The following is a 20799-nucleotide window of genomic DNA, read 5'->3' as shown; positions in this document are numbered from 1 at the left end:
TTGCGATTGCAATTCCACTGGTGAGTACTCATGCGTTTACCTGTTTTAATTTTTGATATCGAAACACTCACCGATTTAAAATCTGGGGCGCATTTGTACGGGCTAGATTTGCCTGAGGCAGATCTTGACGCTGCGTTGACGAAATTACGCCGTCAAGAAGCGGGTACTGATTTTCAACGTTTGGCGCTGCATGAAATTGTTTGTATTTCAGGTCTGTGGATTGATGAAAAAGGCATGAAGTTGTTTTCATTTAGCCGAGAAGACAACAGCGAAGCTGAAATTTTAAAAAAATTCGTTTCGATTTTTGAAAAGCGTCACCCAACGCTTGTCAGTTGGAATGGTTCGCAATTTGATTTACCGGTCATTTTATTTCGTGCCATGTATCACGGCTTATCTGCACCAAGTTTGTTCGATCAGGGCGAGATTGATACGCAAAAGCGGTATAATAACTACCAGAATCGTTATCATCATCGTCATATTGATTTAATGGATGTCATGGCAATGTTCCATGGCCGTCATTTTCAAAAGCTCGATGATACAGCACATTTACTTGGCTTCCCTGGGAAGCGTGGTGACGGTGGCTATCATGTTCCTGAATATGTTCAAAATGAACACTGGTTGGAACTGACCAGTTATTGTGAAGGTGATGTGTTGAATACATGGCTGATATATTTGCGCTGGCTATTGTTGAAAGGACAGTTACTGCTGAATGATCATCAGCACATGATTCAAAGCACGATTCAATACTTAAATACTCAGCCGCAACACGCTGACTTTTTATCGGTATGGCAGCAAACATCGCAGCGTACCGAATTTACTCAATCAGATTTCCCATCTCTCACACATTAGGTACGCATGAAACATAGAGCCAAGCCCCAAAAAGCCCAACAGCCCATTTATACATTTCAGGTTGAGTCGCTTTCACATGAGGGGCGTGGCATTGCGCACTTTGGCACACATCCAGACCATCCTGTAGAAAAACACGGTAAAAAAGTGTTTATTCGTTATGCTTTACCGGGTGAAACTGTACGCGCGCGTATTACCAATGTGGTGAAGCGTCTTGAAGAAGCTGACAGTCTGGAATTATTAAGCGAAGCCTCTGAGATGCGTGTTGAGCCAGCCTGTCCACATTATGGTGTGTGTGGTGGTTGTAGCATGCAGCATATCCATCCAGATGAACAAATTCGTTTAAAACAGGATGTACTAAAATCACATCTTGAACATTTTGCTGGTATTCAACCTGAAGAATGGTTAGCGCCATTACGTTCACAGCGTGAAGATTACCGTCGTAAAGCACGTATCGGCGTGCGATACCTACCTGCGAAAGATAAATTGGTGGTGGGCTTCCGTGAAAGCCAATCCAATAAACTGACCTCGATTGATCGTTGTATGGTGCTTGATCGTGAATTTGGTTCATTGACGACACTTAAACAGTTATTACAACGTTTAGCTGGTAAGGCTGACATTGGGCATATTGAATTGGCTATGGGCGATCAAGAGATTGCGCTATTGGTTCGACATACGGCTGAACTTTGTGCAGAAGATGTCAACCAATTTAAGAAATTTGCGTTACAGAAGGGATGGCAGCTTTACTTACAACCTGAAGGCCCTGATAGCCTACACCGTGTTGATGATCCATCGTCAGCGATGCGTCTGCACTATGGTCTAAGTGACTTTAATGTAGAATTTGGCTTTAATCCTCAAGACTTCACGCAAGTGAATTCAACGATTAATCCACAAATGGTGAAACTGGCATGTGATTTGCTTCAGTTACAACAGGGTGAACGCGTTCTTGATCTGTTCTGTGGTTTAGGGAACTTTTCTTTACCACTGGCAAAATCTGTGGGAGAGACTGGTTCAGTTGTTGCCGTTGAGGGTAGTGAGGAAATGGTTCAACGTGGTGCAGAAAATGCACAAAACAATGGCCTTTCTCAAGTAAAATTTTATTCACAAGATTTAACAAAAGATTTTTCGCATCATTCTTGGGCAAAACAGGGATTTGATGCATTATTGATTGACCCGCCGCGCTCCGGTGCGGAGGAAGTTATGCAATATGTGCCCAAATTTGGTGCAAATAGAATCGTTTATGTGTCATGTAATCCAGCAACCCTTGCGCGTGATGCCGGGATGTTGGTACAACAAGGCTACCGTTTGAAAAAAGCGGGTGTCATGGACATGTTTACCCATACAGGGCATGTCGAATCGATTGCTTTGTTCGAAAAAGAAAATCAGATAAACGATTAGAGATATGAAGCGTAGAAAAGTAGGAGTAGGGTATGGTCACAGTACGTGAACAGCTGCCTGGACGTCTCAATGAGTTGTCACAGGAAGCGACTGTAGAACATGCCGAGCAAGCACAGCATGATCTAGCCGAATGGTTGGAGCGTGTCAGTGGTATGTTTGACGGAGCTCCATTGAAGCAACTCAGAGAAGTTGCGAATCTGACCTTGCAAAAAGAACTCGAAACCACGGTGAGTCATCGTTCCAATACCTTTTATACAGGTATTGAAATGGCGGATATTTTGGCGCATCTGTATGTGGATGAAGATACTTTATCCGCAGCGATGTTATATCGTTCGGTGCGTGAAGGTGTAACCAGTTTAGAAGAAGTACGTACCCAGTTTGGTGAGCAAGTCCATGCTTTGGTGAAAGGCACGCTTGCGATGGGTAAACTTTCTGAATTGATTGAGCAGAATAAGCGCCTCGAAGATCATTTTAATAATAACCAGCGTGAACATTTAACCGGCATTTATAAAATGTTGATTTCGGTGACGGAAGATGTTCGTGTTGTATTAATCAAACTTTCTGAACGTACTTATGCCTTACGTGAATTGGCGCATTCGTCAAAAGAGCGTCAAGAACGTGTAGCACGAGAAATTTTAACCATTTACTCACCACTGGCACATCGACTTGGCATTGCACAGTTAAAGTGGGAACTGGAAGATTTAGCGTTCCGCTATTTAGCGCCTGAACGTTATAAGGAAATTGCATCTTTATTAAATGAAAAACGTCTAGAGCGTGAGCAATATATTCAGTTTGTAACCGATAAATTACGCAAAGAATTGCTTGATCATGACATCGTGGCCGAAATTAATGGTCGGGTGAAACACATTTATTCGATTTATCGAAAAATGAAAAGTAAGAACCTGAGTTTTGATCAGCTTTACGATATTCGTGCAGTTCGTGTATTAGTGGATAGCGTACCTGAGTGTTATCACACATTGGGTATTGTGCATCAAATTTGGCGTCACATCCCGCATCAGTTTGACGACTATATTACTAACCCTAAAGCTAATGGCTATCGTTCGCTTCATACCGCAGTCATTGCAGAAAATAAATCGCTAGAAGTGCAGATTCGTACCAAGAATATGCATGAAGAAGCTGAGCTAGGGGTATGTTCGCACTTTAACTATAAAGAAGGCTCGAAGACGACCGATTATTCATTTAATCATCGTCTACACTCACTTCGTGCGGTACTTGAACATTATCAAGAACGTAATGATGCTAGTGCGCATAAGGATGAAGAAGACTCGGAAAACTTTGAACAAATACAAGAGTTCGAAGATTTTGAGAAAATCTATGTGTTCAGTCGTGATGGTGATATTAAAGAACTACCACGTGGCTCGACAGTTCTAGATTTTGCATATCATGTACATACTGAAGTGGGTAACAAGTGCTATGCGGCACGTGTAAACCAACGCTATGTTCCTTTGACTTATACGCTAAAAACTGGTGAGCAAGTTGAGATTTTAACCAAGAAAGACCGTGAGCCGAACCGTGATTGGTTGGTGAATTCACTGGGTTATATCAAGACAGCACGTGCTCGTGACAAGTTACGCCATTGGTTCCGTCAGCAAGACCGTAGCAAGAATTTGGAAGTGGGGCGTGAAATTCTAAATAAAGAATTATCACGTCTTGCGATTCATCCAAAAAGCATTGATTTGAATGATTACTGCAACCATTTCAATGTGAAATTAGGCGAGGATATCTTAATTGGTTTGGTGAATGGTGATATTAGCCTGCATGCCTTAATCAATCAGGTCAACCGTCATATGCATCTGGATCAGGATGAACCTGAGCTGGTGCTTAAACCAACATTGAATCCGCGTGCGAGTCATACCTTATCTGCGCATGGTATTTTGATTGATGGACTGGATAACGTGGAATTACACGTTGCACAGTGCTGTCAGCCCGTACATGGGGAGTCGATTGCGGGATACATTACTTTGAATCGTGGTGTGAGTATTCATAAAGTCGCTTGTCCTGACTATGTGCGTATGATTGGTCAAGAACCTGAACGCGCTGTCGAAGCCGATTGGGAAATGCAGCCAACCCGTGGTCAAAGTGTACAAATTGTGGTTGAAGCTTATGACCGCCGTGGTTTGTTAAAAGACTTAACCCAAGTGATTTTCTCTGATCAAATCAATATTCGTCAGGTGAATACAATCTCTGAAAGTGATGGTATTGCTAATATGAAGCTGTTGATTGAAGTAAAAGGCTTGGCACAGTTGTCTAAGTTGTTAGCACGTCTTGAACAGCAACCAGGCATTATCAGTGCACGCCGTTTGGTGCAGGGCAGTTGATCAAGCATTTTGTTTATAAGTAAAAGGATTGAATAAAAAACCCGCGGCATGCGGGTTTTTTATTATATTGGGGCAAGGCTAAAATAAAACTCGAATGCTTATGTTGCCAACAGAACTTTTTGAAAAACGTCGACAGAATTTATCTCATGCAATCGATCAATGGGTCGCAACTGGCCAATTTAAAAATGGCAAAGCGGTTTGTGAACATCATGATTTAGACATCCCTTTAATTACTCAATTGTTGAATAGTCACCGCCAAATTGGTGAGAAATTTGCCCGTGAACTAGAACAGCAATTGGGGTTAGTTAAAGGAAGTTTAGATGGCGAAGTGAAGTTTGTCGAAAGTATCGAGTTGTTGATGGCAGCCATGCCATTATTTCGTATGCAGGTACATGAGTCTGAAGCTTTTACATTGATATCCATCGAAAACGATCATAATGCACTTTTAGCGGGTTTATTTCAGTTGAATCCGCAGTTATATGCGATAGAGGTAACGGATTCATTTTATGCCCCCATTTTGCAACCTGACTGGATTATTGTGTGTGATAAACATACCGCTGAAACGGGACAAATTGTCTGTGTGTATTTAGCCAATGCGATAAACTTAATCCTGAAGCTGAAACAGCAAAGCCAATCACAGATGACATTTGAGCGCTTAGATGGACTAAGGCAAGTCACATTTAATGTTGCTGATATTGAGCGGGTAGATCCTATTGTTGCCATTTTACCTGTGCTGAACACTTTTTAGCGCAATAAAAAACCCATCCGAAGATGGGTTTTTAATACCGAAGAAAAAGCAGAAATGTTTAAGGAATCTCTTCTTCTTCGAATTCAGGTTTCACTTGAACAATGAAGTCCTGACGGTTCAGACCACGCCATAACGCGAAAGCCGTACCAATATAGATAGATGAGTAAGTACCCACAAACACACCCACAAACATTGCAACAGAGAACCATTTCAGACCATCACCGCCCAATACCATCATTGCTACGACAACAAGTAATAAAGTCATCGAAGTATGAATGGTACGGCGCAGCGTTTCGGTCAATGCACTGTTTACAACTTCCAGTGGTTCAGCCCCACGAATCTTACGGAAGTTTTCACGGATACGGTCCGAGACCACGATGTTATCGTTGAGTGAGAAACCAATAATTGCCAATAATGCAGCCAATACGGTGAGGTCAAATGGCCATTGCATCATGGCAAAAATACCAATGGTCACGATAATGTCGTGGAATAACGACAGTACTGCACCCATCGCAAGTTTAAACTCAAAGCGAATGGTGACATAGACCAGCATCAGAATCAGTGCAAGGCCGACTGCACCCGCAGAGCGAACATACAGTTCATTCCCCACTTGGCCACCAACCACATCCATTTTACTCACTTCGGCTTTATTGCCCGGTAATTGGGCAGCAGAAGTGATCGCCTTGGTTAAGTCTTCAGCTTCAACATCTTTTTGTACCGGCATACGAACCATTAGGTCACGGTCAGACCCTAAGGTTTGTACCACAGGATCTTTAAAGCCAGCTTGGGTCAGTGCCGAAGTGACATCAGATGATTTCACTGGTTGGCTGTAGTTTAATTCCGCCGCAATACCACCAGTAAAGTCCAAACCGAGGTTTAAGCCTTTGGTGCTAATAAAAAAGATACTGGCAATGGTTAGAAGGATTGAAATGATTGCTGCCGGCTTGGCAATTTTCATGAACGGAATAATCCGTTCATTGTCCGGGCGGCCGTATTGTTTCGGTTGAGTATTTTCAGTCATCATCGATCTCCTAAATGCTCAACTTCTTCAGGTTACGCTTTTTACCGTAAATCAGCTGTACGATTGCACGTGTTACTGTAATTGCAGTGAACATTGAACAAACGATACCAATCATGAGGGTAACAGCGAAGCCTTTAATCGGGCCTGTACCAATTGCAAACAGAATGAATGCAACGAGGAAGGTGGTTAAGTTGGAGTCAAAAATGGTGTTATATGCACGATCATAACCCGCAACAATGGCCTGTTTTGGTGAGGCCCCCCATTTCATTTCTTCTCGTATTCGCTCGCAAATCAGTACGTTGGCATCGACCGCCATACCAATGGTAATCACGATACCTGCAATACCCGGAAGGGTAAGAGAAGCACCAATCCAAGACATAATCGTTAGGATCATGGCAAGGTTAACCACAAGTGCAAAGTTGGCAATTAAACCGAATAGACGGAAGAATACCACCATCCAAATTGCAACCAAGATGAAACCAATTTGGACTGAAAGAACACCTTTATCAATGTTCTCTTGACCCAAACTTGGACCAATCACACGTTCTTCAACGAAGTACATTGGCGCAGCAAGTGCACCAGCACGTAACATCAGGGCAAGTTCAGCTGCTTCTTGTGGTGAATCTAGACCAGTAATACGGAACTGTGAACCAAGTACCGCTTGAATCGTTGCCGCATTAATGATGACAGATTCGGTATAAGGTGTACGGACTTCAGTTTGTGTGCCTGTCACAGGGTCTGGAACATAGCTAATTTTTTGTTTGTTCTCAATGAACAATACCGCCATGCGTTTACCAACAGCATTACGTGTCGCTTCAGACATCAACTTGCCGCCAGCAGTATCCAAAGTAATATTTACTTCAGCACCACCGGTATCTTGGCTAAAGCCAGAAGATGCGTTTTGTACACGTTCACCGGTTAGAATACGGTTGCGGTTCAGCAATAATTGACGACCACTATCGAGAGACTCATAAGCAAAGGCTTCAGTCCCCGGTGGTAATGAACCGGTAGCTTGGCCTGTATATGGGTCAATGTATTGATCGTTTAAGTCGGAAACGAGACGGAATTCAAGGTTTGCTGTACGACCAAGAACACGTTTTGCTTCAGCCGTATCTTGTACACCCGGAAGTTCAACCACAATACGGTTGCTACCTTGGGTTTGTACCAATGCTTCAGCCACACCTAACTCATTAATACGGTTACGTAAAGTGGTTAAGTTTTGGTTGACGGCATAAGACTGAATTTCTTGTCGACGTGCGTCAGTATAGTTTAAACGTAGTGTCGAACCATTAGTGGTTGCAACGGCTTGCTGCGTAAACTCGTTACCATTACGACGTAGGAAATCCATAGCAGCAGAACGATCATCATTATTTGCAAACTGCATGGTAATGGTGTTGTTATTTAACGTTAAGCTGTTGAATTTAATTTTGTTATCACGTAATTGACGGCGTAAGTCCGCTGCAGAGGTTTCCATACGTTGTGAAATGGCTTTATCCATATCCACTTCGAGTAGGAAATGTACCCCACCACGTAAATCCAGACCCAATTTCATTGGTTTTGCACCAATTTTTTGTAGCCATTCTGGAGTTGTAGGGGCAAGGTTCAATGCAACGACGTAATTATCACCTAGACCACGACGTAATGCTTCCTTGGCTTTTAACTGTATTTCGCTAGAATCGACACGCAATAAAGCGGCATTGTTGGTGAAGCTATTGTCATGACTGGCAATATTTTCAGATTTTAAAATTTGCTCTGCTTTTTGTACGATGCTTTGATCAATCTGGGTACCGGCTTTGGCACCTGAAATTTGAACAGCAGGTTCATCAGGATACAAACTTGGCAGGGCATATAATGTACTGATCACAAGAACAACTAGGATCAGCAGATATTTCCATGCTGGGTAACGCATTCGTTTTCTTCTTAAAATGAAAAAAGTCGTGCGAGTGCACGACTTATTTTTTGATTAAAGGTTATTGAGCGTGCCTTCAGGAAGAACTGAAATCACACTTGCGCGTTGTACTTTTACTTCTACGCCACGGTTCAGTTCAACGACTGCAAAATCACCTTCAATTTTTGTGATTTTACCCATTAAACCGCCCGCAAAAACAACTTCACTGCCAACGCCAAGGCTGTCAACAAGTGCGCGATGTTCTTTTGCACGTTTTGATTGAGGACGCCAAATCAAAAAGTAGAAAATCGCCACGAATACAGCAATCATCAACAGGTTTGCCATCATGCTTGGTTGCTGTGCAGCTTCACCTGCTGCGTGAGCAGTAGAAATAAAAAGGCTCATTTTATTTTCCTAAACTAAAAAACTGGTTATCAAATTATTGATAAGTAAATTGGACTTGTTCAGCAATTTACCTTGTCTTTTTCTTCAGCGCAAATACTGAAAGAATTAATCTTGTGGACAAGGTGGTACTTTCATACCGCGACGGTGATAAAAGTCTTCAACAAAGTCATCAAATGTACCGTTGTCGAGTGCATCACGCATCGCTTCGGTCAAACGTAGGTAGTAACGTAAGTTATGAATCGTACCGAGCATTGAACCTAGCATCTCGCCACATTTTTCAAGATGGAACAAATACGATTTTGTAAAATTGGTACAGGTATAACAGTCGCAATGTGGGTCTAACGGACTTTGATCGTGACGATATTTCGCATTACGAATACGTACCAAACCATCGGTCACAAAATAATGACCATTACGTGCATTTCGAGTTGGCATCACACAGTCAAACATATCGACACCGCGGCGCACCGCTTCAACGATATCTTCAGGTTTACCCACGCCCATTAAGTAACGTGGTTTATCTTCAGGCATTTTGGCAGGAAGATAATCTAAAACTTTGATCATTTCTTCTTTTGGTTCACCGACAGACAAGCCGCCAATGGCATAACCATCAAAATCAATTTCTTTTAAACCGTTTAAAGATTCATCACGTAAATCTTCATACATGCCGCCTTGGATAATACCAAACAGCGCATTACGGTTTTTGAGCACATCATGGTGCTGTGTTTTACAACGCTTCGCCCAGCGTAAAGAAAGCTGTAAAGATTTTTGTGCTTCTTCGTGTGTTGCAGGGTATGGTGTGCATTCATCGAAAATCATCACGATGTCAGAGTTCAGTGTGTGCTGAATATCCATCGAAATTTCAGGAGATAAAAAGACTTTAGAACCGTCAATTGGAGAACGGAAAGTCACGCCATCTTCTTTAATTTTACGCATCGCACCAAGGCTGAAAACTTGGAAGCCACCTGAGTCAGTCAGAATAGGGTTATTCCATTTCATGAATTGGTGTAAGCCACCGTGTTCACGAATGACATCGAGGCCTGGGCGTAGGTAAAGATGGAAAGTATTACCCAAAATCACTTGGGATTTAATTTCTTTGATGTCGCGCGGGAGCATACCTTTGACAGTACCGTAAGTACCGACAGGCATGAACATTGGTGTCTCAACAACACCATGTTCTAAAGTCAGACGGCCGCGGCGAGCACGCCCCGACTGTGCTAATTTTTCAAACTTCATACAAGATCCAGATCAAGGCGAAAAAACAGTTCGCTGATGGTAAGAGTGCTAAAAGTGCACTATTTTCCTTGATTCTGCTGTTAAACGCTAGCATTGTCGGGTGTTATGTCTGTAAATTTATTGGATGTTTAATTCAATAGGGCATCGGTTGAAACTTCGGCATTGTGATAGAACTGATTAATCCTTTGTAAAATTTCATCCTTTTCCATTGCAAATGTTCCATCAGGGGCTGACGTCATCGCAACAATGCTTTCGATTAGTTTTTGAATGTAAGGATTGGTTGCATGGTAGTTTCGGTCTAGCGTCAGTAAATAAGCGTCATTTGCAACTTGCAAATAGTGGTAGGGCTGAATTTCGATAATTTGCGCTAAATCGATCAGCATATCTTTATCGCTTTGCGTCAGTTTCATACGTTTGGGCAAACTGTTGATATTGGATTGTTGTTTTGAATCTAAAAAGTTTTGCAGCAATGGGGATGTTGTATTCAGATAGCGTGCAGAAGAAATTTCGATTTCAGGCTGTGTCGGTAGGCTGATAAAAAATAAAATACGCTCTACTTCGATGGCAAAATTCTTTTTTAATGTGATTATAACTTGCTGAAATGCACTTAACAGCATCGCTAGATTGTTTTGCTGTGTGATTGAATGTGCGTGTTGTATGGCTGAATCAATCATGTATGGCGTCTTCAAATGGTCAGACAATATGGATTTGGTCTGATTCGAGCTATTTTCAAGCATAGGTGTTGCGCGATATCGCCACTTTGAAGTATTCCAACGGTCATTTTCCGCAAGATACTGAGCGCTATCTTCATCTTCGGCAAAAATACTGCGCTGTGTAGAAATGGCTAAATTATCAATCAATAAGAATTTATTCAAAACTAGTGCGCAAGCATAGATTTGATCCGTCTGATACAGTTGGTACAGATTCATAAATGCTGCGACGAACGCATCTTTGTATATCGTTTGGTTTTGCATATTTTATTTTCATTCTTTGTATATGGAGGTGCTAACCACCTCATCATTATTTTTTTAATATTTTTTATTACTGCCCAAACTTAAAAGTTTGGACGGTAATCAAAGCTTTGACTTGCAGCTTGGTCGCGGAAAGGGCGAATCGCTTTTTTACTTAATAACAAGGTGTTAATAATATTATTCGGAAAAATCTGAATATGGTTATTGAACAACTCTACATTGCGGTTAAAGATGGTAATTGCGGCACCGACATTTTCATTTTGCTCTTCAATTTCATTCATCATTTTTAGATAAATTTCATTGGCTTTAAGCTCAGGATAATTTTCAACCACAACATTTAAGCTGCGCATAAGCTCTTTGTTTAAAGCCTCAATATGCTGTAGCTGTGAGACATCGGTAGAATTGATGTTCAAATTCATGATGTTCTGACGTAGCTCTGTGACTTTTGCCAAAGTGCCTTGTTCGAAACTGGAATACTGTTCAACAAGCGGTTGTAATCCATCCAAAATTTTAATTTTTTGCCGTTCATAACTGGCAACATCAGACCATGCGCGAATAGTTGCATTGTGATGGCGGACAATATTATTGCGAATGATGATTGCCCCAATTATCAGCGCAACAATTAGCAATAAAAAAATCAAAAGCCCCATAAAATTTTATCCTCAAGATAAAAGGTCATTAATATCGTTAATCATTTTTAAAGTTCTAAAACATGATCACTTTAAAAATTGTATCAGGTCGCTTTTTAAGTTTTCTAATGCAACCAATTTAAAAGTTCTTAAATGTCCACGTAAAGCCGAAACGTCGTTTATCTGTTTGGCTTTGCTGCTGACTTTAAATAAATCTTGAGAACCAAGATAGCACATTATTTGATTGTTCGGATGAAATAGCAGGTCACCTTGTCGTTGCTGAAAAAAATCCGAAAGTTTCAGTACAAAGCTTGGTGTGAGTAGCTTTGCCGACGCCAATTCATCGCTGCAAAAGAACTTTAATTTACGATTGGTTTGTATATCGCTGCTATGCCATGGAAAGCTGTATGGATAAGCATAATCTTTACCTGAAGCTGAAACAGCTAGCCCGTGAATAGCGACATCAAACACAAAAACGCCCCAAAGGTCTTTGTGAATTTCTTTGACTTTAACTTCATCACCATCTTTATCACGCACACGGATTTCATGGACATAGTGATATTGAAATACCATCACCTGATGTTGCTGCTGATTTTCATCTTCCCAGACGGTACTTGCATAAGAGCTAATCTCATTGGACAAGCTACCTTGATTAAATACTGGAAACATACGTTTGAGATGACCAAGAAACTGCAAATGATTCAGTTGAATGGAAATATGTTGAGGTTGTTGATTGAAGGCCAAGTGATATTTTTTGGCGATACATTGCGTTTCTAAGTATTCAATGACATCTTCAAGCGGATCATCTTTTTCATAACTGATATATGCCCAAAACAGCATGATTAAGCCCGCTACAAAGCAAAGTTGTGCCCAAGCGTGGTCAGGTTGTATCACAATAAATAGGGCAAAGCAGGCGCCTATAAACCCTAAAGCTAAGGGCAATAAATTTTCAAATTTGAGTGTGATAGGTGCATTCCAAGGATGCAATCCATCAAGGATGTCTTGCTGTGTTTCAGCGTTACGACCAATATCCCATAACCGAGCAATATTGCGAAAAACCACTTCATTTTTCTTACGACGAATGTGGATGGAATGTTTCACAGTATCAATCGGCATGGGCGTGGCTTCTATAAGCGAATTATTTTACGTTGATATTATCAATCAGCATGGCATCACCATAACTGAAGAAACGATATTTACTTTCAACCGCATGGTGATACGCATTTAAAATATTGTCGCGATTTGAAAGGGCAGAAACCAACATTAAAAGAGTAGATTCTGGAAGGTGGAAGTTAGTGATTAAGCGGTCGACCACTTTGAATTCATATCCTGGATAGATAAAGATTTGAGTATCACCTGTCCATGCTTTTAATTCGCCACCATTCGCTTGCGCCGCGCTTTCTGTTGCACGAGTCGCAGTGGTGCCGACTGCAATGACTTTATTGCCACGAGCTTTGGTCTCGCGAATTAAAGCCATTGAATCTTCTGATACATCACACCATTCGCTGTGCATGATATGATTTTCAATGTCATTGGTACGTACAGGCAAGAACGTTCCAGCACCTACGTGTAGGGTCACAAATGTTTTGTTAATGCCTTTTGCGGCTAATTTTTCTAGTAGTGCTTCATCAAAATGCAAACTTGCAGTTGGCGCAGCTACAGATGCTAATTTTGTTGGGTCGTTAAATACAGTTTGGTAGCGTTCAGTATCAATACTTTCAGCTTCACGGTTAAAATAAGGTGGAATAGGCAATGCACCATACAAATCCAAAACTTGTAAAATAGGTTGTGAAAACTCAACTACGAATAAGTTTTCATGACGACCTTTTACTGTAACTTTGACTTCATCTGGGCCAATAAACAGTTCAGCACCTTCTTTGGGTGTATTACTGGCTTTTATGTGGCAATGTGCTGTTTGTGGGTCTAAAATTCGCTCAACAAGAACTTCAATTGCACCACCTGTTGCACGTTTACCTTTGAGGCGTGCTTTCATCACTTTGGTATCGTTCAATACCAATAAATCACCCGGTTCAAGCAGGTCTAAAATATCTGTGAAATGTTGATCATGATATTGGCCTTGGCGATCAAGGTGTAGCAGGCGAGACGCACTTCGTGTTTCAAGCGGGTAGCGGGCTATGAGTTCATCGGGAAGATTGAAATTAAAGTCAGAGAGTTGCATGTCAAGAAATCTGATAAAGAAGCAAAAGAAATTTGGCTTAGTATAAACTTTTTTGGGTTTTAACGTTGAAATTGATGGATTATCCATCGAAAAAAACCTGTACGCTTTATTTTTAATCAATTGGGAATTTCTTGCGTTGACAAGTCTCTGAAAAAGTTTATTATACGTTTCAACACCTACCCGAGGTGGTGAAATTGGTAGACGCGGTGGATTCAAAATCCACTATCAGAGATGATGTGTCGGTTCGAGTCCGACCCTCGGGACCAAAATTCTAAAAGACCCCAAGCTTATTAAGACTTGGGGTTTTTTATTGTCTGTAATTATCTTTTAATAAATAATGAAAAAATTATGTAAGTTCTTTAGTATCGTTGATATAAATCACTTAATAGAAAGTAATAACATATTTTGAAGGGGATATCATGGCTACTCTGAGTTTTAAATATAGTGGTTCTTTTTAATGCAAGGTTTTTTAGTTGATAGAATTTATAAAAAATTAAAGGTGTAAAAATTGGAATCTGAGCCTTCAAATGTAATTATTGAATATCTTCATGAAAACTTAGATTTTGTAAGTGATTTAATTTCATCATCATCTATGACAGATGAGGGTATTGCACCTACGCTTAATAAGGCTATCGAATTGCGTGATAGTTTGCGTTATTTTTTAAGTACTACGATTAAGGAAGATCTAAATCTTCTTAGAAATGATGGTCTATATATACCATTATTAACTAGATCTATAAATTTGGGTTCTTATACTGATTTATTTGATAGAAATAAAGGAATATTGCATGGCAAAATTGATTTAATTAATTCATATTTAGATGAGTTAAATAATATTTATAAAGAAGCAAATACATATGTATCATTATATAAGAATATATATCAAAGAAATAATAAAATAATATCGGATGCTATATCTGAATTAAAAGAAAAAATACAAAGTGTAGAAGCTGCTAAACTTGCAATTGAATCAAATGCTACAGATAAATTTTTTGTAGAACTATCTGAAAAATACGAAGAAGAATATGAACTTAATAATGAGCATTTTAGAAATACATTGTTCATTACAGTTTGTTGTACAATTTTATCTATTGCTTATGCTTTTAATATACCTATAGTTGATATTAATTGGGCTGTATTTATATCTGTCAAGTTTTTGATTTTGGCTGTAGGTATCACACTCTGTACATTATTTTTACGCCGAGCTGCACATGCAAAAAAACTGCATGAAAAAGCGTATCAAACTCATGTTGAAATCAATGCTTACCCACTATTTATAAGGTCATTAGAAAAATCTGACCAGCAAGAAATCACCAAAGAACTTGCACTACGGTACTTTGGAAATAATATTGATCAAACCCAAAATGATAAGATTGGTGATTTGGTTCAGGATCAATTATCTGCAGGAACTGAGTTAGTACGTGCGAGTGCTGAAATGGTAAAAGCAAAAAATGGAAAAGGTGATGCAGAATGAATACGATTAGTTTTAATCTAGGTTTTGTACTTTTCTTTACACTCATTACTTGGGTGTTTTTGGCAAATAACTTCTATTTAAAAATATTTTTTTTAAAAAAGACTCAGAAAAAACGAAAAAATGACAGTACTAAAATTGATATTTTTGAACAAGCATATGGTGGGTCAAAAGTTCCATCTTATATAAAAAATGATATTCAAAAATGTGAGGATTTATATGAGTTATTGTCTTTATTTTTGGCTTCACAAAAATTTATTAATTTAAAAACATACAAAAAACTTAGTAAAAGTACAGAAAATAATCTATATAAAGATTGCGTGGAATCTGTAGTTGGGACTAATCATAAATATTTTAATTGTTTTTTAATAGTATTAAGGTTTCTATCTATAGTGGGTTGCTTTTATTTGTTTTTTATTTTTTTTGATAAAATACTTTTAAGTTTGGATGGTGAAATACCTCAAAATGATAAATATATTTTATTGTCTGTATTATTTCTTTTTGTTTTAATGCCTTACAAAGTTTTTATTAATAGCCCGTTTTTAAATAAATTATTTGGTTTGTTTGTGTTCGTCTCTTCTATTCTTTTGTCATTATTTACTGTGGTTTACGTTAATAATTATTTAGGTGATATTATTTTTAATAAATTACTTCTTTCAATTGTTTTGACATCATTAATTATTTTAATTGGAGCATATTCATATGTTGGATACGCTAGAGTAGAATATTTAGAAAGATTTTTTAACCTTCTAAAATTTAATTTAAATCCATCAAGCCAAGCAGATCCATCGACTCAAGAAAATCAAAATTCTAATATGTAGAAATTTAAATAATGAGAACAGAAAGTTTCCTCTTTTTTTTAGTTGAAATCTAGTACCTATATTTAAGTTACTTGTCTACAAAATATTTTTTTATCAAGTATACAAATTGAAAGATATATATTGTAAAAAAACCAGCGCCGAAGCGCTGGTTTTTTTACATCACTAACTTAAGTTAGTTTTGCATCAACTTATTGAGCAGCATCAAGAGCAGCATTCAAAGTTGCGCTTGGACGCATTACAGCATTTACTTTCGCTGTATCTACAGCGTAGTAACCACCGATGTCCGCAGCTTTACCTTGAACTTCAGCAAGTTCTGCAACAATTTTTTCTTCGTTGTCAGCAAGAGCTTGAGCAAGAGGAGCAAATTTCACTTTAAGATCTGCATCTTCGTCTTGCGCAGCAAGTTCTTCAGCCCAGTATTTAGCAAGGTAGAAGTGGCTGCCACGGTTGTCAAGTTCGCCAGTACGACGTGATGGAGACTTGTCATTGTCAAGCAATTTACCAGTCGCAGCATCAAGCGTATTTGCAAGAAGTTTAGCTTTCGCGTTGTCTTCTTTGATGCCCATTTCTTCTAGAGAAACAGCAAGCGCCAAGAACTCACCTAAAGAATCCCAACGTAAGTGGTTTTCTTCTACAAGTTGTTGTACGTGTTTAGGCGCAGAACCACCCGCACCAGTTTCGTACATGCCGCCACCAGCCATTAACGGCACGATAGAAAGCATTTTCGCAGAAGTACCCAATTCCATAATCGGGAACAAGTCTGTTAGGTAGTCACGTAGGATGTTACCTGTTACAGAAATGGTATCTAGACCGCGCGCAACACGTTCAAGCGTATAACGCATTGCACGTACTTGTGACATGATCTGGATATCAAGACCGGCAGTGTCGTGATCTTTCAGGTATTTTTCAACTTTCTTGATCAGTTCATTTTCGTGTGGACGGTACGGGTCAAGCCAGAAGATCGCAGGCATGCCTGAGTTGCGTGCACGAGTCACAGCAAGTTTCACCCAGTCACGGATCGGAGCGTCTTTCACTTGGCACATACGCCAGATATCGCCTTCTTCCACGTTTTGTGACATCAACACTTCACCAGTTTCTAGGTCAGTGATGTTTGCAACACCCGCTTCAGCGATTTCGAAAGTTTTGTCGTGTGAGCCGTATTCTTCAGCTTTTTGCGCCATCAAACCAACGTTAGGAACTGTACCCATAGTACGTGGATCAAAGTTACCATTCCATTTACAGAAATTGATCATTTCTTGGTAGATACGCGCGAAAGTAGATTCAGGCATTACAGCTTTACAGTCGTACTGTTTGCCGTCAGCGCCCCACATTTTACCGCCACCACGGATCATTGCAGGCATAGATGCATCTACAATTACGTCGTTAGGTGAGTGGAAGTTGGTGATGCCTTTTGCAGAATCAACCATTGCAAGCGCAGGACGGTGTTCTTGGCAAGCGTGTAAGTCAGCAATGATTTCTTCACGAAGAGAAGTCGGAAGAGTTTCAATTTTTTCGTAAAGACCAGACATACCGTTGTTGATGTTAATACCTAACTCATCAAACAATTTGCCGTGTTTTTCGAATGCATCTTTGTAGTAAATCTTCACACAGTGACCGAAAACGATTGGGTGAGACACCTTCATCATGGTCGCTTTAACGTGTAGAGAGAACAAAATACCAGCTTCGCGGCAATCTTCTAACTCTTTTTCATAGAAGTCGCAAAGCGCTTTTTTGCTCATGAACATTGAGTCGATGATTTCGCCTTCTTGAAGCGCAACTTTTGGCTTAAGAACAACAGTTTCACCAGACTTAGTGATCAATTCCATTTTTACGTTACGCGCGCGGTCTAAAGTCATCGACTTTTCGCCGTGGTAGAAGTCACCTTCGTCCATGTGAGAAACGTGAGTTTGAGACCACTGTTTCCATTCGCTCATAGAGTGCGGGTGTTTTTTCGCGTAGTTTTTAACAGCAGCAGGCGCACGACGGTCAGAGTTACCTTCACGAAGTACAGGGTTCACAGCAGAACCTAAACATTTGCTATAACGCGCCTTGATTGCTTTTTCTTCTTCAGTCGCTGGGTTTTCCGGGTAGTCAGGAATTGCGAAGCCTTTAGATTGAAGCTCTTTAATACAAGCAGTCAATTGGCCAACTGAAGCACTGATATTTGGGAGTTTGATGATGTTTGTGCTTGGATCTTGAGTTAATTGTCCAAGCTCTGCCAAAGTATTTGGCACCTTTTGTTCGTCGCTTAAGTAATCTGTAAATTCAGCGAGTACGCGTGCTGCTACAGAGATGTCGCGTTTAACGATTTCAACGCCAGCAGGCTTAGTAAAGGTCTCAATGATCGGCAGCAGAGAGTAAGTCGCCAATAATGGCGCCTCGTCGGTCAGTGTGTAAATGATAGTTGACTTTCCACCAGCCATATATAGCCCCTTGCTTTGGATTATGTTTTTGAGGGCCGAGCTTATGGCACAGCCCCTACGAACCGATTTGCTTAAATAAAACATTGAAAGTATCGGTGTTCAGGGCTTTTCAGTCAACGCAAGATACAGTGATGTGGACATTTCGTAGAAAAATGATACAACACGAAAATAAATACTCGTTGCCCAATAATGGGGCAATATTTTGAAAATTAAGAATAATCAAGGCTCATTCATAGTTTTAAACTATTGAGCAATTAGATTGTGATTAGTTTTATTGGTATTTATACGGTTTTCTCATCAGGCTTTATTTATTTGTAAAACAATATGGCTATAGCGTCAAATAAATAATGCCTAATTGCTGCCTGCATTTCGTCGCAATTGTTCATAACTTCACCAGTTTTTGTGAAGTCTGGATAAATCACTGTAAAAAAACTTCATTTGGAAATTTGGGACGTTAGGCGTGGTATCCAAAAAATACTATGGATGAAAAATAAATTAGATTGACTCCGTAAAAGCGATCGCTGTGCTAGCTCTGTATGCCATGTCAAAAAAATGATTTATATAAATCGTCGTGATTGGTATTTTTAAGAAAAAATAATCAAATTAAAAGAATGTGTTTAACCTACAAGAAATAAAAAATGGGCGGATTTTGTCCCATTAGGCTAAAAATGCTTTGAAAATATCACCAAAATTTGTGATACATCTCTAAAGTTCTGTATGTGTTTTTTTGAGTGTTCTGTAAGTGAATGTTTCTATTTAGATTGTGTTAATTGAATGATATTAAAATCTAGTCAATTTTGATATTGTGAACACATCTTAACTTGGTTTATTATACTATTGATTAGTATGAATAAAAAAAATATATTAACAATGAATATTGGATATATTTCTATTAAATTATTTTAACGTTTGGTATATTTTAAAGTGGAATTAAATTAAGTAAGTGACATTAGTCTTTTTGTTAGCTTTTGTTATTGAGTCGAATGATAAATTTTGCTAATAATCTTGAGCACGGTCGTTGGTTTTTATTTGAAAGATCAGCCTAGGAGAACAAATGAATGGTACTTCAATTACTTGAGATTGGATCACAAACTGAATTGTTAGCTGCCTGCCGCTTGTCTTTGCTCATGGGGGTCTACACTGACGATAATCGTGTCGAAGATTTTTTAAAATTTGCGCGTGGCATGATAGGTACGGATAGCGCAATTTTGGCATTTAAAGATGAGCCTTATATTTGGTATGCCTCAGAAAATGGGCTTAAAGCATTCCTTGCTCAAACCGATGATGATTATCTTGATACGTTTTTTGAAAACCATTCACGTATAGACTCTTGTTCAGAGAATTATCCAGCTTATAGTGCTTATTTAAAGCAGCTTGGGGTCGGTCATCGCAGGATGGTGGCTTTTGATTTGAAATATAATCAAGCTTCAATTGGTAAGGTCATGCTATTTGATGATCAGACAGAACAGTTTGAGGAAAAACAATTAAAAATTGTCGAAGAGTTTGTGCAAAGCTTAGTTAATATTATTCAACTTCGTGTGGAAAATGCAGAATTAAAAGAATTGTATGAACAGCAATCAGCTCTGAATTTTAGTAAAACCAAATTTTTTCAAATTATTGCGCATGATTTACGTGCTCCGTTTCATGGGCTATTGGGCTTTTCAGAAGTGCTGGCACAAGAGCGTGGTACTTTAGATGATTCTAGTATTCAAAATATTGCAGATTATTTACATGACACCACGCAATCGACTTATAACTTACTTGAAAGTCTGTTGAATTGGGCCATGGCGGAAGGCGGACGTTTTGTTTATCACCCTATTAATTTCGATTTAAATCAATCGGCGAAAATTGTCTGTGATGTACTCAATGGTTTAGCCGTGAAAAAAAATATTCGCTTAATTAATGATGTGGCAATTGGCACGAAAGTGAATGCGGACATCAATATGATGACTTCGGTAATTCAAAATTTGGTCTCCAATGCATTGAAATTTACACATACAGATGGTCGCGGCTCAGTTCGTTTGGCAACAGAGCAAATTGGACAGCAAATTTTATTGACCATTCAAGATACCGGTTTAGGTATGTCTCAAGCTCAAATTGATGATTTATTCCAGCAAAAATTAACGGTAAGTATTAAGGGAACGGCTGGAGAGCGTGGGACTGGACTTGGTTTGGTGCTGTGTAAACGTTTTGTTGATTTAAATCAAGGTGAAATCTCGGTGACTTCTAAAGAGGGCGAAGGGACAACTTTTAAAGTACTATTACCTGCTGCAACAAGTAGTCATCATGTTTTGAATGTGGATGCGGCCAGTCATGAGCAAGAATGCCTGGCAACTCAAGTGAATGGTTAGTTTGCATGAGATAAAAGTCTAAAAACACTTTTCCCTGAGCATTTGTAGCTGTTATAACTAGAAAAAAATCATG

The 20799-nt window shown here is 39.4% G+C and carries 16 protein-coding genes and 1 tRNA gene; 8 read left to right on the top strand and 9 right to left on the bottom strand.

From position 1 onward, the window contains the following. Positions 1-30 precede the first annotated feature (30 nt). The 4 genes from A9J31_RS15035 (at position 31) to A9J31_RS15020 (ending at position 5331) form a co-directional block, all read left to right on the top strand. Positions 31-849: a 3'-5' exonuclease gene (locus A9J31_RS15035; RefSeq protein ID WP_067767834.1), complete on the top strand. Its 819-nt coding sequence runs from the start codon at positions 31-33 to the stop codon at positions 847-849. 6 nt (positions 850-855) lie between these two features. After that, positions 856-2244, top strand: a complete 1389-nt coding sequence (gene rlmD / locus A9J31_RS15030) for a 23S rRNA (uracil(1939)-C(5))-methyltransferase RlmD (protein WP_067767833.1) — start codon at positions 856-858, stop codon at positions 2242-2244. 32 nt (positions 2245-2276) lie between these two features. Next, positions 2277-4583: a RelA/SpoT family protein gene (locus A9J31_RS15025; protein WP_067767831.1), complete on the top strand. Its 2307-nt coding sequence runs from the start codon at positions 2277-2279 to the stop codon at positions 4581-4583. Between the two features lie 100 nt (positions 4584-4683). After that, positions 4684-5331, top strand: coding sequence for a hypothetical protein (locus A9J31_RS15020; RefSeq protein ID WP_067767829.1), 648 nt, complete (start codon positions 4684-4686; stop codon positions 5329-5331). 58 nt (positions 5332-5389) lie between these two features. Here the strand turns inward: A9J31_RS15020 and secF are convergent, their stop codons facing one another. The 8 genes from secF to queA all read right to left on the bottom strand — a co-directional run bounded on the left by secF (position 5390) and on the right by queA (position 13660). Then, positions 5390-6355, bottom strand: a complete 966-nt coding sequence (gene secF / locus A9J31_RS15015; protein ID WP_171256710.1) for a protein translocase subunit SecF — start codon at positions 6353-6355, stop codon at positions 5390-5392. Between the two features lie 7 nt (positions 6356-6362). Next, positions 6363-8261 (bottom strand): protein translocase subunit SecD, encoded by a 1899-nt coding sequence (gene secD / locus A9J31_RS15010; protein WP_067767825.1) that lies wholly within the window; start codon positions 8259-8261, stop codon positions 6363-6365. Between the two features lie 54 nt (positions 8262-8315). Beyond that, entirely contained in the window at positions 8316-8645 is a 330-nt protein-coding gene (gene yajC, locus A9J31_RS15005) for a preprotein translocase subunit YajC (protein WP_067767823.1), read from the bottom strand. A 105-nt stretch (positions 8646-8750) separates the two neighbouring features. Continuing rightward, the gene (tgt, locus tag A9J31_RS15000) at positions 8751-9881 is read right to left on the bottom strand and encodes a tRNA guanosine(34) transglycosylase Tgt (protein ID WP_067767820.1); all 1131 of its coding nucleotides are present in this window, start codon (positions 9879-9881) and stop codon (positions 8751-8753) included. Between the two features lie 128 nt (positions 9882-10009). Further along, positions 10010-10855: a DUF4303 domain-containing protein gene (locus tag A9J31_RS14995; protein WP_067767817.1), complete on the bottom strand. Its 846-nt coding sequence runs from the start codon at positions 10853-10855 to the stop codon at positions 10010-10012. Between the two features lie 80 nt (positions 10856-10935). After that, the gene (locus A9J31_RS14990; RefSeq protein WP_067767814.1) at positions 10936-11502 is read right to left on the bottom strand and encodes a LemA family protein; all 567 of its coding nucleotides are present in this window, start codon (positions 11500-11502) and stop codon (positions 10936-10938) included. A 66-nt stretch (positions 11503-11568) separates the two neighbouring features. Continuing rightward, the gene (locus A9J31_RS14985) at positions 11569-12597 is read right to left on the bottom strand and encodes a hypothetical protein (RefSeq protein WP_067767811.1); all 1029 of its coding nucleotides are present in this window, start codon (positions 12595-12597) and stop codon (positions 11569-11571) included. Between the two features lie 22 nt (positions 12598-12619). Beyond that, positions 12620-13660 carry a tRNA preQ1(34) S-adenosylmethionine ribosyltransferase-isomerase QueA gene (queA, locus tag A9J31_RS14980; protein ID WP_067767990.1) on the bottom strand — a complete coding sequence of 347 codons (1041 nt, stop codon included), beginning with the start codon at positions 13658-13660 and terminating at the stop codon, positions 12620-12622. A gap of 179 nt (positions 13661-13839) precedes the next feature. On the opposite strand from queA, the gene A9J31_RS14975 reads away from it, so the two are divergent. The 3 genes from A9J31_RS14975 (at position 13840) to A9J31_RS14965 (ending at position 15952) form a co-directional block, all read left to right on the top strand. Beyond that, positions 13840-13926 (top strand) — tRNA-Leu (locus A9J31_RS14975). A gap of 242 nt (positions 13927-14168) precedes the next feature. After that, complete coding sequence (locus tag A9J31_RS14970; protein ID WP_067767808.1) at positions 14169-15134, top strand: hypothetical protein; 966 nt, start codon at positions 14169-14171, stop codon at positions 15132-15134. Then, the gene (locus A9J31_RS14965; RefSeq protein WP_067767805.1) at positions 15131-15952 is read left to right on the top strand and encodes a hypothetical protein; all 822 of its coding nucleotides are present in this window, start codon (positions 15131-15133) and stop codon (positions 15950-15952) included. Before A9J31_RS14970 ends, A9J31_RS14965 begins: the two co-directional genes overlap by 4 nt. A gap of 188 nt (positions 15953-16140) precedes the next feature. Here the strand turns inward: A9J31_RS14965 and A9J31_RS14960 are convergent, their stop codons facing one another. After that, on the bottom strand, positions 16141-18375 hold the full coding sequence (locus tag A9J31_RS14960; RefSeq protein WP_067767802.1) for an NADP-dependent isocitrate dehydrogenase: 2235 nt from the start codon (positions 18373-18375) through the stop codon (positions 16141-16143). A gap of 1058 nt (positions 18376-19433) precedes the next feature. Between A9J31_RS14960 and A9J31_RS14955 the strand changes: the two genes are divergently transcribed. After that, positions 19434-20726 (top strand): sensor histidine kinase, encoded by a 1293-nt coding sequence (locus tag A9J31_RS14955; RefSeq protein ID WP_067767800.1) that lies wholly within the window; start codon positions 19434-19436, stop codon positions 20724-20726. Positions 20727-20799 lie beyond the last annotated feature (73 nt).

The sequence above is a fragment of the Acinetobacter gandensis genome (genome assembly GCF_001678755.1).
Classification (GTDB): Bacteria; Pseudomonadota; Gammaproteobacteria; order Pseudomonadales; family Moraxellaceae; genus Acinetobacter; species Acinetobacter gandensis.
This window is presented reverse-complemented; position numbering and strand designations above follow the sequence as displayed.